At 67.6% G+C, this 13864-nt stretch carries 15 protein-coding genes and 1 tRNA gene; 7 read left to right on the top strand and 9 right to left on the bottom strand.

Features of this window, described 5'->3' with window-relative positions; all coding sequences use genetic code 11:
* Window positions 1-51: 51 nt before the first annotated feature.
* Window positions 52-822: an IclR family transcriptional regulator gene (locus J1M43_RS05495; RefSeq protein ID WP_372460275.1), complete on the top strand. Its 771-nt coding sequence runs from the start codon at window positions 52-54 to the stop codon at window positions 820-822.
* Between the two features lie 94 nt (window positions 823-916).
* On the opposite strand, the gene J1M43_RS16965 is transcribed toward J1M43_RS05495, so the two are convergent.
* Window positions 917-1051, bottom strand: coding sequence for a hypothetical protein (locus J1M43_RS16965; protein WP_268746247.1), 135 nt, complete (start codon window positions 1049-1051; stop codon window positions 917-919).
* A gap of 140 nt (window positions 1052-1191) precedes the next feature.
* Between J1M43_RS16965 and J1M43_RS05490 the strand changes: the two genes are divergently transcribed.
* The gene (locus tag J1M43_RS05490) at window positions 1192-2115 is read left to right on the top strand and encodes an AEC family transporter (RefSeq protein ID WP_234000808.1); all 924 of its coding nucleotides are present in this window, start codon (window positions 1192-1194) and stop codon (window positions 2113-2115) included.
* 53 nt (window positions 2116-2168) lie between these two features.
* A complete protein-coding gene (locus J1M43_RS05485; protein ID WP_206476169.1) occupies window positions 2169-3053 on the top strand; it encodes a metallophosphoesterase in 885 nt (294 codons plus the stop codon).
* Between the two features lie 77 nt (window positions 3054-3130).
* Here J1M43_RS05485 and J1M43_RS05480 read toward each other — a convergent pair.
* The 4 genes from J1M43_RS05480 to galU form a co-directional block, all read right to left on the bottom strand.
* Window positions 3131-3203 (bottom strand) — tRNA-Ala (locus J1M43_RS05480).
* A 54-nt stretch (window positions 3204-3257) separates the two neighbouring features.
* A complete protein-coding gene (locus J1M43_RS05475; RefSeq protein WP_206476168.1) occupies window positions 3258-4118 on the bottom strand; it encodes a hypothetical protein in 861 nt (286 codons plus the stop codon).
* A gap of 75 nt (window positions 4119-4193) precedes the next feature.
* Complete coding sequence (locus tag J1M43_RS05470; RefSeq protein WP_084595841.1) at window positions 4194-4823, bottom strand: GNAT family N-acetyltransferase; 630 nt, start codon at window positions 4821-4823, stop codon at window positions 4194-4196.
* 23 nt (window positions 4824-4846) lie between these two features.
* Complete coding sequence (galU, locus tag J1M43_RS05465) at window positions 4847-5734, bottom strand: UTP--glucose-1-phosphate uridylyltransferase GalU (protein WP_033106682.1); 888 nt, start codon at window positions 5732-5734, stop codon at window positions 4847-4849.
* 50 nt (window positions 5735-5784) lie between these two features.
* On the opposite strand from galU, the gene J1M43_RS05460 reads away from it, so the two are divergent.
* The 3 genes from J1M43_RS05460 to mscL are packed head-to-tail and all read left to right on the top strand — an operon-like array spanning window position 5785 to window position 7104.
* Complete coding sequence (locus J1M43_RS05460; protein WP_033106681.1) at window positions 5785-6381, top strand: 5-formyltetrahydrofolate cyclo-ligase; 597 nt, start codon at window positions 5785-5787, stop codon at window positions 6379-6381.
* Window positions 6382-6396: 15 nt separating this feature from the next.
* On the top strand, window positions 6397-6669 hold the full coding sequence (locus J1M43_RS05455) for an FmdB family zinc ribbon protein (RefSeq protein WP_033106680.1): 273 nt from the start codon (window positions 6397-6399) through the stop codon (window positions 6667-6669).
* A gap of 27 nt (window positions 6670-6696) precedes the next feature.
* The gene (mscL, locus tag J1M43_RS05450) at window positions 6697-7104 is read left to right on the top strand and encodes a large conductance mechanosensitive channel protein MscL (RefSeq protein WP_206477324.1); all 408 of its coding nucleotides are present in this window, start codon (window positions 6697-6699) and stop codon (window positions 7102-7104) included.
* A gap of 61 nt (window positions 7105-7165) precedes the next feature.
* Here the strand turns inward: mscL and J1M43_RS05445 are convergent, their stop codons facing one another.
* Together J1M43_RS05445 and J1M43_RS05440 are read right to left on the bottom strand one after the other, a co-directional pair.
* Complete coding sequence (locus J1M43_RS05445) at window positions 7166-7366, bottom strand: hypothetical protein (protein ID WP_033106679.1); 201 nt, start codon at window positions 7364-7366, stop codon at window positions 7166-7168.
* Entirely contained in the window at window positions 7359-11021 is a 3663-nt protein-coding gene (locus J1M43_RS05440) for an ATP-binding protein (protein ID WP_052167019.1), read from the bottom strand. The genes J1M43_RS05445 and J1M43_RS05440 overlap by 8 nt, the downstream gene beginning before the upstream one ends.
* A 211-nt stretch (window positions 11022-11232) precedes the next feature.
* On the opposite strand from J1M43_RS05440, the gene J1M43_RS05435 reads away from it, so the two are divergent.
* Entirely contained in the window at window positions 11233-11742 is a 510-nt protein-coding gene (locus tag J1M43_RS05435) for a methylated-DNA--[protein]-cysteine S-methyltransferase (RefSeq protein ID WP_033106678.1), read from the top strand.
* Window positions 11743-11799: 57 nt separating this feature from the next.
* On the opposite strand, the gene J1M43_RS05430 is transcribed toward J1M43_RS05435, so the two are convergent.
* Window positions 11800-13434, bottom strand: a complete 1635-nt coding sequence (locus J1M43_RS05430) for a cation acetate symporter (RefSeq protein ID WP_033106677.1) — start codon at window positions 13432-13434, stop codon at window positions 11800-11802.
* Window positions 13431-13778, bottom strand: a complete 348-nt coding sequence (locus J1M43_RS05425; RefSeq protein ID WP_052166983.1) for a DUF485 domain-containing protein — start codon at window positions 13776-13778, stop codon at window positions 13431-13433. The genes J1M43_RS05430 and J1M43_RS05425 overlap by 4 nt, the downstream gene beginning before the upstream one ends.
* Window positions 13779-13864 lie beyond the last annotated feature (86 nt).

Raw genomic sequence — 13864 nt, 5'->3', positions numbered from 1 at the left:
CCTTGATTCCACACCGCGCCGATGGCGTCGGACAGCGGTCCGTGACATCCTGTGTCTGTGATCCCAGACAGTGCTCGCACGGCGCAGGTGCCGGCGGCCGACCAGACCCTGCGCATCCTGCGTTACATGGCCGGGCGTCCGGCGCCCGTCGCGGCTTCTGCGATCGCCCGGGAGCTGCAGCTTCCACGATCGACGATCCACCACCTGCTGAACACGCTCAGCGCGCACGGATTCGTGCTGCACCTGCGTGAGGAGCGTCGCTGGGCCCTGGGGACGACGGCATCCGAACTCGCCGGGGGCTTCGCCCGTCAGCAGCCGCTCGCACGGCTCGGACGCCCTCTGGTCGCGGCCCTCGCCGATCGTCTGGGTGAGAGCACGCATCTGGCGGTGCTGAGCGGCGCCGATGTCGTGTACATCGTCGAGGAGCGCGCGCCGAGGCGACCCGCCCTCGTCACGGACGTCGGAGTCCGCCTGCCCGCGCATCTCACGGCGACGGGGCGGGCGATGCTCGCCGCGCTCCCCCGCGAGCAGGTGCGCGCCCTGTACCCGGACGCCGCGGCGTTCTCGACTCGCGCCGGCGAGCCGATGCGGCCGGCAGATCTGCGTGAAGTGCTGCGCAGCGTGCGTGCGGCGGGCTTCGCCGCAGAGCACGGCGAGGTGACCGCGGGGATCCGATCGGCGGGGGCGGCAGTGCTCGACGCATCCGGCTGGCCGCTCGCCGCGGTCGCCGTGACGTGGGCCGATGGAGCGGGCCCTGCAGAGTCGGATGCCGCCGCCGCAGTGCGCGAGACGGTGGCAGAGCTCCAGCGCCGCCTGCGCTGATCCGCTCGGCCCGAAAGCACGGCCCAAAAGGTGGAGGGGGCCGCCGGGCCACCCGCCCGACGACCCCCTCCACAGGAACCGGCTCAGTGTCCGATCAGCCGTTCGCGCCCTTGCGGGGCTTGAGGAATGTGGCCGGCTCCTGCTTCGCGCGCTTCGCCGCTCGCTTCTCCTTCAGCGATGACTGCGCAGTCTTCTTTCCTGCTTTTGGGTTGGGTGTCTTTCCAGACATCGGGACTCGCTTCCCCTCTCGTTCGGCTGGCGGTGTAACCCATGACCATAGCCGGTTCCACGGGGAAGTCAAATTACCCGGTGAGGAGGAAAAAACCGAAACCGGATCGCATGGGCGGATCGAGTGAGCACTACGCTCTAATGGTGCTCGATACTCTCACCGGATTCGTGGTTGTGGGACTCGCGATCGCCGTCGGGTACATCGTCGGCCGCATCGATCTGCTCGGCGAACACGCACGGCACGTGCTCGGTCGACTGACGTTCTTCGTGCTGTCACCGTTCCTGCTGTTCACCGTGCTCGCACAGGCCGACGCCAAGGTGCTGTTCTCCTCGCTGCTGCCGGTGTCGGCGATCGCGGCGGTGCTCGTGATCGCTGTATACGCGGTGATCGCCAGGCTGATCTGGAAGCGCGACGTCGGCGAGAGCGTGATCGGCGCGCTCTCTGCCGGCCAGGTCAACTCCAACAACATCGGCATCCCGCTCTCGCTCTACCTGCTGGGCAGCGCCGCCTATCCTGCACCGGTGATCCTGATGCAGCTGCTGGTCTTCACGCCGGTCTCCCTCACGATCCTCGATGCCGTCACCAGCGGGAGGACCTCGGCATGGCGCACGTTCGTGCGCACGGCGACGAATCCGATCATCCTGGGCTCCGCTCTGGGTACGCTCGTCTCGGTACTCGGCATCGATCTGCCGCCGATCGTGATGGAGCCCGCTGTCCTCCTGGCGAACGCCTGCGTGCCGGTGCTGCTGATCAGCTACGGCATCTCGCTGCACGGTCAGCGGGTTCTCGGCTCCTCGGGCCACCGCCGCGACGTGCTGCTCGCCAGCGTGCTCAAGCTGCTCGTCATGCCTCTGCTCGCCTGGGTCGTCGCCCAGTTCGTGTTCGGCCTGTCCGCCCACGAGGTGCTGATCGTCGTCGTGCTCGCGGCGCTTCCGACCGCGCAGAACGTCTTCAACTACTCTCAGCGCTACGACATCGGCGAGTCCATCTCACGCGACACGGTGTTCATCACGACGATCGGATGCGTGCCGGTGCTGCTGGCCGCGACGTTGCTGCTGGGATAGGCCTGCGGGTCAGAACTCTTGGGCTGAGGGCTCGGGCCTGCAAGAGTGTGAGCATGAGCGCACTCCGCATCCTGCATCTCAGTGACACGCACTTCTCGGGCGACGGCGGCCGCCACTACGGCGTGGTCGACACCGCCGAGCACCTGCGCCGCGCGCTCTCGCACGTGGCGCACCTCACGTTCGACCTCGTCGTCGTGTCGGGCGACGTGAGTCAGGACGGTTCCGAGGCGTCGTATCGGCAGATCCGGGATGCTGTCACGCCGTGGACTCTCGCCCGCGGCGCCCGCCCCGTGTTCGCGATGGGCAATCATGATCGGCGCGACGCCTTCCGCGCGGTGCTGGGCGAAGGACAGCCCGATGCCGACGAGGTGCCCCTGGGAGGAATCGACCTCGACCGCCCTGTGGCATCGCTCGTCGAGCAGGACGGCTGGCGGATCGTGGTGCTCGACAGCTCGGTGCCCGGTGCCGGCTACGGCGCTCTGGATCCCGAGCAGCTGTCATTCCTCCGCGAAGCGATCTCAGAGCCCGCCCCGCACGGAACCGTAGTCGTCGTGCATCACCCGCCGCTGCGCGCGCAGACCGACCTGCTGCAGGCACTCGCCCTCGACGAGCACGATGGGCAGGAGCTGCTCGACATCGTGCGGGGCACCGACGTGCGCGTCATCCTCAGCGGCCACTATCACCTGCCGATCACCGAGATCGTCGGGGGCGTGCCGGTGACGGTGGCGCCCGGTGTGACGAACCTCTCGCGAGCGTTCGCCGATCCGGCGGAGGAATCCGCCGTCGACGGCTTCGGCGGCGCGGTCGTGACCGTAGGCGAAGGCAGCGTACGCGTGGTGCCGTTCGTCGAGAGGCTGACCCCGGACGATCTCGTCTTCCACTACGACGCCGCTGTGGTGGCCCAGATCATCCAAGAATCCGGACGGCCGGCCGACTGAGCGACCGGCGCCGCAGCCCTGAACGCAGAACAGGCCCCGCCGAAGCGGAGCCTGTTCTTCACTGTCTCAACACAGTGTGGACCTAAGGGGATTCGAACCCCTGACCTCCTCGATGCGAACGAGGCGCGCTACCAACTGCGCCATAGGCCCGTGAACCTCAGTTAGATTATCACGCTCCACAGGTGGGCTGCGTCGCGATGGTGCTCAGCCGGCGGCGCGTCGTTCGAGAAGCTGCCGCACATGCTGCTCGATCTCGGCGTCGTCGACGAACCCCATCCGCGCGTACGGCGAGGTCGCTTCCTTGGCCGCGGGCAGCGACACCGGCGCCGGCGCTGCCATCTCCTCCGCACGCTCGCGAAGTGCTGCGACGCGCGCGGCACGGCGCAGCGCCTGCTGCGCGTCGATCTCGGCCCGCGCGATCTGGGTGGCCGACCCTGCGACCTGCACCAGCGGCGCCGGCAACGGCCTCGGTGTCCACGATGCACGGCCCTGATCGTGCAGCGGCGGAGAGACACGACCCGCGGCCGTGCTCTCGGTGACGACGGAGACGGGGCGACGAGCCGCACGTCGTGACACTGATGCCATCTTCTGCAGCGTCATCGCGGCCACGAGCGCGAGAGAGCCGCCGGTCCAGACGAGCAGCTGCGCGCCGCCGCTCAGCAACTGCCACACGCCGAGTCCTGCGACGACCAGCCCTGCGATCAGGAGCACCGTCGCGACCACGCGCACCCGCCGACGGGCACGCGCCTGCCTCACGACGGGGTCGGCGCGGGTCGCTGCGAGTTCCTCTCGGAGCCGTACGAGCTCGACCGACTCCTTCTCCGACTGCAGCCGTTTCGCAAGCTTCTGCTGGGCGTGGGCGGTGCGGGCGTTGAGCTCGAGGTGCACTTCGGCCGGCGTCTCGCTGGTCTCGGCGAGCACGCGCAGGGCCTGGTTCAGCCGGACCGCGTTGCGTTCGGAGGCGTTGTACTGGTAGCGACCGCGCCACGAAGGCAGCAGATACAGCATCCAGAGCAGCACGGCGACGAGGACGATCACGCCCCCACTCAGCACCGGCCCATCCATAGGGTCAACGGTATGCGACCCGGTCGCCCCTGCCCCTCACCCCGGGCGCGTGTCGCGGCCGGGCGAGGACCATTCTCAGATCGAGAGCCGATCCGACGGCGGAACCATTGCGGCGTCTTGCGGCGCTCGCCCGTGGATCCAGCGGTTGAGCACGCCCTCTGGTGCATCCTCACGAGTGAGCGCGAAGGCGTAGTGGTCGCGCCAGTCGCCGTCGATGTGGATGTAGCGGCGTCGGAGTCCCTCGTAGCGGAACCCGAGCTTCTGCACGACGCGCAGGCTCGCCTCGTTCTCAGGACGGATGCAGATCTCCATCCGATGCAGGCCGAACTCCCGGAACGACGCATCGGTGGCGAGGGCGACCGCCGTCGGCGTGATGCCCTTGCCCGCGAACCGCTCGCTGACCCAGTACCCGATCGTCGCCGAGCACAGCGACCCCCGCGCGACGCCCCAGATGTTCAGCTGGCCGGCGATCTCGCCGTCGTGCTCCATCACGAACGGGTATCCTCCGCCGTCGCGGTACTGCTGCAGCAGGCGACGGATGCTGAGGCGCATGTCGAACGACGCCGATCCGTTCGGGATCGTCGCCTCCCAGCGCTGCAGCCACGAGCGATTGTTCACCAGTTCGTGCTGCAGCACGCGGGCATCGCGGGGGCGGACGAGCCTCAGCTCGACCGGACCGTGACGGTGCCCCGGCAGCAGATCCATGCGCATCCCCGCCCTCGAAACGCCTAGAGGCGCTCGCTGAATTCCTTCAGCCACGGCCGCAGTTCGGCGCCGAGGTCGTCGCGATCCGTCGCGAGCTGCACGATCGCTTTGATGTAGTCGACGCGGTCGCCTGTGTCATAGCGTCGTCCGCGGAAGACGACTCCGATGACACCAGGGCCCTCCGAATCCGCGGCGAGCTCCTGCAGCGCGTCGGTGAGCTGGATCTCTCCGCCCTTGCCCGGCTCGGTGCGCTCCAGAATCGGGAACACAGCTGCCGGCAGGATGTAGCGGCCGATGATGGCGAGGTTGGAGGGGGCGTCCTCCGGAGAAGGCTTCTCGACAAGCCCCGTGACGCGCACGATGTCGGTCTCGTCGGTCTGCTCGACAGCCGCGGCACCGTAGAGGTGGATGCTCGAGGGGTCGACCTCCATCAGCGCGACGACGGTCGCGCCGGTGCGCTCGTTGATCTCGATCATGGTGGTCAGCAGCTCATCGCGCTCGTCGATGAGGTCATCGCCGAGCAGCACGGCGAACGAGCTGTCGCCGACGTGCGCCTTCGCGCGCAGCACCGCGTGCCCGAGCCCCTTGGGCTCGCCCTGGCGCAGATAGTGGATGTCGGCCAGGTCGCTCGACTTCATGACGCGCTCGAGGCGGGCCATATCGCCCTTCTCGGTGAGCTTCACCTCGAGCTCCGGCACGGAGTCGAAGTGATTGGAGATCATGTTCTTGTTGCGGCCGATGATCACGAGGATGTCATCGATGCCGGCTGCGGCGGCCTCTTCGACCACGTACTGGATCGCCGGCTTGTCCACCACCGGAAGCATTTCCTTCGGCATCGCCTTGGTCGCGGGCAGGAACCGCGTTCCGAGGCCAGCTGCCGGAATGACTGCCTTCATTTTCTGGTGTCCCATCAGGCCAGCTTAGCGGGGGCTCCTCACTCATCGACACGTAGACTCGAGGCATGTCCACCGATGTCGAGCACGAGAAGCGCGCGCTGCGCGCCGAGCTGCGCGAGCGGCGGCAACTGCTCTCAGACGCACAGCGCGCGACCGCGGCATCCGGCATCCGTGAACAGCTCGATGCCCTGATCGAGGCGCACTCGGCCGAATCGATCTCATGCTTCCTCTCGGCCATGACAGAGCCCGGCACCCGGGAGTTCGTCGCCGCAGCCGTGCAGCGCGGCATCCGAGTCCTCCTGCCGGTCACGCGCGCGGACGGCCTGCTGGACTGGGCGGTCGCCGACGACACCGACGAGACCTCCGAGGGGCTCTTCGGATTGCCGGAGCCGACCGGCGAGGTTCTCGGCCCGATCGCCGTGAACGACGTCGATCTCATGATCATCCCCGCCGCTGCCGTCGACTCCACGGGCATGCGGCTCGGCTGGGGCCGCGGCTACTTCGACAAGACCATCGGATCCATGGAGAAATGCCCTCCCGTGTACGCCGTGATCTATGATTCCGAGGTACTCGAATCCCTCCCGCGCGAGGTGCACGACCAGCCGGTCACCGGCATCGTGACGCCCACCCGCACGCTCACCCTGTCGCCATCGCGACCCTGATCCACCCGAGACGATATGCCCACCTATGCCTACGCCTGCACATCGTGCGGCCACAAGTTCGACGCCGTCCAGAGCTTCTCGGACGACGCTCTCGCGATCTGCCCCGAATGCGGCGGCGCGTTGCGCAAACAGTACGGATCGATCGGTGTGACGTTCAACGGCTCCGGATTCTATCGGACCGACTCTCGGAGTGGCTCTGGCGGAAAGGCCGATACTTCGTCATCATCGAAATCGGAACCGTCGACAAGTGCCAACCCGGCGCCTGCTGCGGCTCCAGCCTCTTCCTGAGGTCTGCATCGAAAGATGGGGGTTCCCGTGTTCCAGGGATTCAAGGAATTCATCACCAAGGGCAATGTCATCGATCTTGCTGTGGCCGTCGTCATCGGCGGTGCGTTCACAGCGATCGTCAACGCTGTGGTCTCAGCGATCATCACCCCACTCGTCTCGCTGTTCTTCGACGCGGGTGCGACGGGTGAGATCGGCATTCAGATGACCGGCATCTACGACCAGGAGGTCACATTCCCGATCGGCGATCTGATCTCGGCCATCATCAGCTTCCTCGCCGTCGCGCTGGTCGTGTACTTCGTGTTCGTCGTGCCGATGAACAAGTACAAGGAGCGCCAGGCTGCACGCAACCCCGCGGTCGAGGAGGAGACCCTGCCGACCGAGCAGGAACTGCTCATCGAGATCCGCGACGCGCTCCGCAGGGATGCATTGAGCTGACCGGAGCAGCTGCCCGGGCCCTCATCTCCTTCGGGAGGTGGGGGCTTCCTGCTGTTGTCCGTCAGTAGTGCGGTGGCACGTCGTCGCGCAGGCGTGCGTCGTTCGGGCCGGCGTCGCCATGGGGTTTCCTCGTACGCGCCGGATTCGTCACGACGTCCGGCGAAGGGTCGGTGTCAGGTGCCGGGGTGAGCCGGGCACGCCTGCTGCCCGGAACCCGCACGATGCGCTGGCGGGCCGGTTCGTTCGACTTCGCGTCAGGCATCGCCGGGAAGGTCGATCGGCTGCGTGTCCGTGTCGGAGCGCACGGTGTCCTCCGCGATGCCGAGCACCGCCGCGATACGCGACGCCGCCGTGACGGGGTCGCTGTAGAGGTCGAACGCATGCACGCGCACATAATGCCATCCGAGCCGGCGCAGCACGTGCGGGCGCAGCCGCAGCGTCTCTCGCAGCGACTCTCCACGTGACTCGGGGTCGGACTCGATGACGACGGCCTTGCCGCCGTGCTGCGCGACCAGCGGCAGCAGACCGCGGTAGTCGACGTCGACCGAGGCGCCCAGCCTGCGCAGTTCGCGTGCGAGAGCGAGGGTGAGGGGATCAGCGAGATCCTCGAGACGAGAGTCGCGCCCGCGTGCGGCGAGTCCGCCCAGGATGGACATGAGCGTGGATGCGCCGTGCTCCAGGCGTCCGTCGTCGAAGGACGAAGGGCGGATGGACGACACGAGCACCATCGAACGTCGCGCCCTGGTCATTCCCACGGTCAGCAGCCGTTCACCGTCCGGTGTGGACAGGTCACCGAAATCGCTGAGCACACGGCCATGCTTGGTCAGGCCGTAGCCGAGCGAGAAGATCACGCGGTCTCGGCTCTCCGCGACCGACTCCTCGAGGGTGAGGACGGCGAACGGCTCCGCCGTGTAACGACCGACGAAGTCGGCGACGTCCGACCGGCCGGCGAACGCACTGGTGACCGCCGCGCGGACGCGCTCGGAATGACGCGCACTCGCCGTGATGACCATGAGCGACTCGGACGGGCGATGCACGGCGTGCTCGACCACGAGCGTGACCACGCGGGCCACCTCGGCGTCAGGGCTCTCGACAGCGCCCGAGATCGGATCCGGTGCGCCGACGCCGCCCTCGACGTAGTCGACGGTGAGGCTGCCGCGCCCGAGGTACGAACCTGCCCACGGCAGGGAGATGATCTCGCCGCCGTAGAACGCGTCGTTGATGAGTTCCGCCAGGTCTTCGCCACCGGCGCGGTAGCTGCGGGTGAGCGTCATCACCGGCAGAAGCTCGGCGAGGCGCTCGAACACCGAGACGTCGTCGAACGGAACCTCCGCCTCCCATTCGCGATCGGCGTCGACAGCGACCTCGAACGGCGTCGGGCGCTGGGTGACCGGGTCGCCGAACGCGACCACCTGGCGCGCCCTGCGGATCGCGGGCGCGGCCTCGGCGAGGTTGATGGCCGCAGCATCCACCAGCATCACAGCGTCGAACTCCACCGAGTCGGGGATCTCCGGCACCTGATACGGCGAAGATATCCACGCGGGGGCGAGCACGTTCATGAGCGTCGGCGCGGCACTGATGATCTCTGCGGTCGACGGCACTCCCTGCGTGAGCGCACGCCGCAGATGCTGGGACTCGGTGGGCTCGTCGACGATCGCGATGCGCCACTGATTGGCCAGCTGCCATGCGAGTAGTGGGCCCGCCATCGACGCGTGCGCCTCGTCCACGAGGCGGAAGTCGCGCTCAAGCCGGTCGACCACCGCGGTGTTGGCGCCCAGCAGGGCACGGTCGTCCTGCAGCGCGCGCTCGAGCAGGGACTGCCACCAGGCGAACTCCAGCTCCTCCGCGACCTGATCCTCGGCGACGTGACGCACGGAGAGCTCCGCAAGCAGCGGCTCGAGCCCCAGCGTCGCGAGAGTGTCCCGGATGGTCGCACGCTCGACCAGGTTGTCGAACACATCCGAGCGGGCGGCGAGCCCGGCGAGGGTGCGCACCAGCCGCTCGACGGGAAGCGTCGCCAACGGCTCACGTCTGCCGAGGGCGACGTCGAGCTCCGCCAGCTCAGCGCTGACCCGCTGCCAGGAGCCGTACACGTCGGAGAGGCCGAGCGGGATCTCCGGGGCGACACCCGCGTCGACGAAGCGCTGCCACTGCGTGCGCTGCTGCTGGATGCGCAGCAGAGCCTCGTGCATCTCGGTGATGTGCACACCTGGGCGCACATACTCCTTGGCGAGGCGGCGCAGACGACGCCGGTTCGCGCCGGACATGCCGGGCGAGTCGCGCCGCGAGCCGTGAGCCTGGATGAGTTCGCCCAGTGGCCGCTCGAACACGGTCGGGCTGAAGCGGTCGAGCGAATCGCGGATGCCCTCGATCAGCCGCAAGTACTCCCCCAGTTCGTCGATCGTCGCGAACGGGCGCATATGCGTCTGGGAGATGAGCTCGTAGCCGCGCTCGAGCAGGGCGGGGACGCTCGAAGCGTGCAGTCTGCCGGCCAGCTCATGCGCGGAGCGAGCAGCCTCGGTGCTGGAGAAGCTCACCCCGTACCAGGGCGAGTCGTTCGGACCGAAGCGGAACTCCCCGAGTCGTGCCGCCTGCACCAGTGCCCCAGCTGCCGCGGTGCGGTCACCGGCGAGGCGACGCAGCGTCTCGGTACTCAGCCGCGCCGTCGTCGAGGGGGGCGTCGGAAGCGACGCGAGCCTGGCGAGGTGGCGGGTGGCGTCCAGAACAGACACGTCGAGTCCTGCCACGGGAGCCGTGAGCGCCTTGCGGTAGTCACGCAGCACCGTGCGCAGGCGCACCAGAGCATCGTCCACATCGCTGACCTTGGGGGCGGTCGCCTTCTCGTTGCGCCCGATCGCGCGGACCAGATCGCGTCGGACGCTGGCAGGCGACACCGCGAGACTGTCCAGGGCGATGCCCGCCAGCCTGTGGCGCACTCCGTCGAGGGTCGAGCGACGAGCGGAGACGACGAGGACGCGCTTGCCGGCGCGCACCAGCTCGCCCAGCGCGTTGATGACGGTCTGCGTGCCGCCGGTGCCAGGAAGCGTGGCGACCACGAGCGAGTGCCCGGCGGCGATGCGGGTCAGCACGGATTCCTGTTCGGCATCGGCATCCAGCAGCAGGGTGTCCGAGGCGGGGGCGCGATCGTCCGCACTAGTGATGTGCGGTTCGGGGCGGGCCGCCGTGACCTGCTCACGGTCGGCGACGTGGCCGGCGAGCGCGTTGAGGAGTGGGTGATCCAGCGATCTGCCGTCACTGGTCATCGCGGCGCCGACGTCTGCGAACGTCGAGACGACCAGGCGCGGCAGGACGGTGAAGGTGTCGATGGACTGGGTCGCCGCGCGCAGCCTGTCGATCACGGGCTGCGGCTTGAAGATCCCGCCGTCGTATGCGAGTGCCGCAAGTGCATCGGCATCGATCGTGATGCCGAAGTGCTCGCGGGTGACGCGCACGAGCTCGGGGTTCACGATGAAGGCGCCCTGCAGCTTCAGCTCGAAGTCGGTGTGGTGCCGGCGGATGGCGAGCGGGCGCAGCAGGACAGGGGCGGCGAAGTCCGCCCCGCCGATGCGCCACCCGGCGAGTCCGACGGCGAGATGCACGGCCTCGATGCCGCGCACGGTGCGCAGTTCGGTGTGCTTGGCCGTGATGCGCTCGGCGGCGAGGCGTGCGGTGCGCAGCCCGACCTCGTCACGGAACAGGTTCGAGAGCAGAGTCGATTTGCCGGTGATGAACTGCGGCAGGCTCCCGGGGTGGGCGCGGGAGATGTCGATGCCGCCCTCGACCGTGTCGCGGTAGGTGACCAACGGCGATGGCCCACCGAGATCGGCGGCTTCGGCGCGGAGTCTGGTGCGTTCGGCGTCGGCGATGTGCCAGGCCACGATGGCCGTCTGGTCGCCCTGTTGGTCGCCGAGAGTCATCGCGGCTTCCGCTGCCGCGGCATCCGCGGCCTTCTCTTCACGTCGCCACACACAGGACAGACTAGGCTCCGAGCCTGCGCACTCCCGGTATCCCGGGCGGGTTTCACCGGATTGATCCACTTTTCCTGCACATCGGGGGCTGAATCGGCTCTTCTCCCCCACCAGCGGCATCGAACGCACGGACGTCGGCCGCGCACGTCAGGATGGGGTCATGACCTTCCGCTACGACTTCGCCCCCACTCCGTTCGGCGACGCACTCGTGGTCTTCTCCGACGAGGGGATCGTACGCTTCGACCTTTCCGAGTCGTCCGATCCCACCGTTCCCTGGCTTCTGGAAGGCATCTCCGCCCGACTCCACGAGGTGCCGGTGCCCGACCCGGGGGCGGCCGATGAACTCGCGCATCTGCTCGACGACTACTTCGCAGGTGACGCGGTGCGCTTCGACGAGCATGTCCGGCTCGACTGGCGCCTGATCGACGGATTCCATCGCACCGCGCTGCAGACGATCGCATCGATCGAGTGGGGTCAGACGATGAGCTACGGCGAGGTCGCCGTGGTCGCAGGAAGCCCGGGCGCGGCGCGCGCGGTCGGTACCGCGTGCCGGCTGACGCCGTTCTCGATCATCGTGCCGGTGCACCGCGTCGTGCGCTCCGACGGCAGTCCGGGGCAGTACGGCGCTCACCCCGAGCACAAGCGCTATCTGCTCGACCTGGAGCGATAGACGACAGGAACCCCCGAGGTGTGGGCCTTCGGGGGTTCCTGCTCCGGCTGATCTCCGCTAGTGCTCCGTCGCCTTCTCGGCGCCGAACCCGGTGAGCGAGCGCACGTCCATCTCGGCAGCGAGCTGCGGAGATTCCGCTGTGCGGCTCGTGATCGTGCCGAGCCAGCCCAGGATGAATCCGAGCGGTATCGACACGATGCCGGGGTTGTTCAGCGGCCACAGCACGATGTCGATCCCGGGGATCATCGCCGTCTCCGATCCCGAGAACACCGGGGAGAACACGATCAGCAGGATCGCCGAGCCGAGACCGCCGTACATGCTCCACACCGCACCGCGCGTGTTGAAACGGCGCCAGAACAGCGAGTACAGGATCGTCGGCAGGTTCGCGGATGCCGCGACGGCGAACGCCAATGCGACGAGGAACGCGATGTTCTGCCCCTGCGCTCCGATTCCGCCGAGGATCGCGAGAATGCCGATGACGACCACCGTGCGCCTGGCGACTCGGACTTCCCCGTTCGGATCCGGATCGGCGGCTGTGCCGTCGGCGTTCTTGCGGTTCTTCTGGATGATGTTCGCGTAGATGTCGTGCGCGAACGACGCCGCCGCCGTGATCGTGAGCCCTGCCACCACCGCCAGGATCGTCGCGAACGCGACTGCCGAGATGAAGCCCAGCAGGATCGGACCGCCGAGGTGCTGAGCCAGCAGCGGCGCAGCCGAGTTCACACCTCCGGGCGCGGCCAGGATGGCGTCGGCACCGACCAGTGCACCGGCGCCGTAGCCGAGCACGAGCGTCAGCAGGTAGAACCCGCCGATGAGCCAGATCGCCCAGACCACCGACCGACGCGCCTCCTTCGCGGTCGGCACCGTGTAGAACCGCATCAGCACGTGCGGCAGCCCCGCCGTGCCGAGCACCAGAGCCATGCCGAGGGAGAGGAAGTCCCAGGGGTTCGCGCCGTACTGGAGCCCTGGTGCGAGTACCGCCTCCCCTGCAGGCGACTTCGCGACCGCGGCCTCCAGCAGGGTGTTGAGGCTGAAGCCGTTGAGCGCCAGTACCCAGATCGTCATCACGACGGCGCCGGCGATGAGCAGGACGGCCTTGACGATCTGCACCCAGGTGGTGCCCTTCATGCCGCCGATGAGCACGTAGACGATCATCAGAACGCCCACGACGCCGATCACGATCGACTGCCCGATCCGTCCGTCGATGCCGAGCAGCAGCGAGACGAGTCCGCCTGCTCCTGCCATCTGTGCGAGCAGGTAGAAGAAGCACACCGCGAGTGTCGTGATGGCCGCAGCCATCCGCACCGGACGCTGCTTCAGGCGGAAGGAGAGCACATCGGCCATCGTGAACTTGCCCGTGTTGCGCATCAGCTCGGCGACCAGCAGCAGGGCGACCAGCCAGGCCACGAGGAAACCGATCGAATACAGGAATCCGTCATATCCGTTCACCGCGATCGCACCGCAGATTCCGAGGAAGGATGCCGCGGACAGATAGTCACCCGCGATCGCGATGCCATTCTGGGGCCCGGTGAAAGAACGTCCGGCCGCGTAGTAGTCCGCCGCCGTCTTGTTGTTCCGGCTTGCGCGGATGACGATGAACAGCGTCACCGCGACGAAGGCTGCGAAGATCGCGATGTTGAGGATCGGATTGTTGTCGGCTGTGGTCGTGGTGGACATCGGGATGACATTCATGCCTGAGCCTGCGCCTTCTCGAGTTCCTCACGTATCTCCTGCGCCTTCGGATCCAATTTCCGATTCGCGAACGAGACGTATCCCATGGTGATCGCGAATGTCGTCACGAACTGCCCCAATCCGAAAAGCAGTCCGACGGTGATATCTCCCCATACCCGCTGGCCCATGAAATCCGTCGCGAATGCGGCGAGCAGCACATATACGAAATACCAGATCAGGAAGAACGCGGCCATCGGGAAGATGAACGAGCGCTGCGTCTTCTTCAATTGCCGGAATCGAGGTGATTCCTCGACAGCGATGTAGTCGATTCCACCTGCCGATTCTGAGTCGATTCGGTCGGTCATGGGGCCTCCTTGCCACATGTCGGGAACTCGCATGGTGGCACCGTGCGAGTGGTAGGGTCGACGCTACGAAACGGGGCACGGCGTCG

Source organism: Microbacterium sp. KRD172 (assembly GCF_017168295.1).
Taxonomy (GTDB): Bacteria; Actinomycetota; Actinomycetes; order Actinomycetales; family Microbacteriaceae; genus Microbacterium; species Microbacterium profundi.
This window is presented reverse-complemented; position numbering and strand designations above follow the sequence as displayed.

Excerpts from the sequence above, each read along its gene's own strand:
- J1M43_RS16965 (WP_268746247.1), bottom strand. The coding sequence starts at position 1,051 with ATGTCTGGAAAGACACCCAACCCAAAAGCAGGAAAGAAGACTGCGCAG.
- J1M43_RS05490 (WP_234000808.1), top strand. The coding sequence starts at position 1,192 with ATGGTGCTCGATACTCTCACCGGATTCGTGGTTGTGGGACTCGCGATC.
- J1M43_RS05485 (WP_206476169.1), top strand. The coding sequence starts at position 2,169 with ATGAGCGCACTCCGCATCCTGCATCTCAGTGACACGCACTTCTCGGGC.
- J1M43_RS05475 (WP_206476168.1), bottom strand. The coding sequence starts at position 4,118 with ATGGATGGGCCGGTGCTGAGTGGGGGCGTGATCGTCCTCGTCGCCGTG.
- J1M43_RS05470 (WP_084595841.1), bottom strand. The coding sequence starts at position 4,823 with ATGGATCTGCTGCCGGGGCACCGTCACGGTCCGGTCGAGCTGAGGCTC.
- galU (WP_033106682.1), bottom strand. The coding sequence starts at position 5,734 with ATGGGACACCAGAAAATGAAGGCAGTCATTCCGGCAGCTGGCCTCGGA.
- J1M43_RS05460 (WP_033106681.1), top strand. The coding sequence starts at position 5,785 with ATGTCCACCGATGTCGAGCACGAGAAGCGCGCGCTGCGCGCCGAGCTG.
- J1M43_RS05455 (WP_033106680.1), top strand. The coding sequence starts at position 6,397 with ATGCCCACCTATGCCTACGCCTGCACATCGTGCGGCCACAAGTTCGAC.
- J1M43_RS05445 (WP_033106679.1), bottom strand. The coding sequence starts at position 7,366 with ATGCCTGACGCGAAGTCGAACGAACCGGCCCGCCAGCGCATCGTGCGG.
- J1M43_RS05440 (WP_052167019.1), bottom strand. The coding sequence starts at position 11,021 with ATGACTCTCGGCGACCAACAGGGCGACCAGACGGCCATCGTGGCCTGG.
- J1M43_RS05435 (WP_033106678.1), top strand. The coding sequence starts at position 11,233 with ATGACCTTCCGCTACGACTTCGCCCCCACTCCGTTCGGCGACGCACTC.
- J1M43_RS05430 (WP_033106677.1), bottom strand. The coding sequence starts at position 13,434 with ATGAATGTCATCCCGATGTCCACCACGACCACAGCCGACAACAATCCG.
- J1M43_RS05425 (WP_052166983.1), bottom strand. The coding sequence starts at position 13,778 with ATGACCGACCGAATCGACTCAGAATCGGCAGGTGGAATCGACTACATC.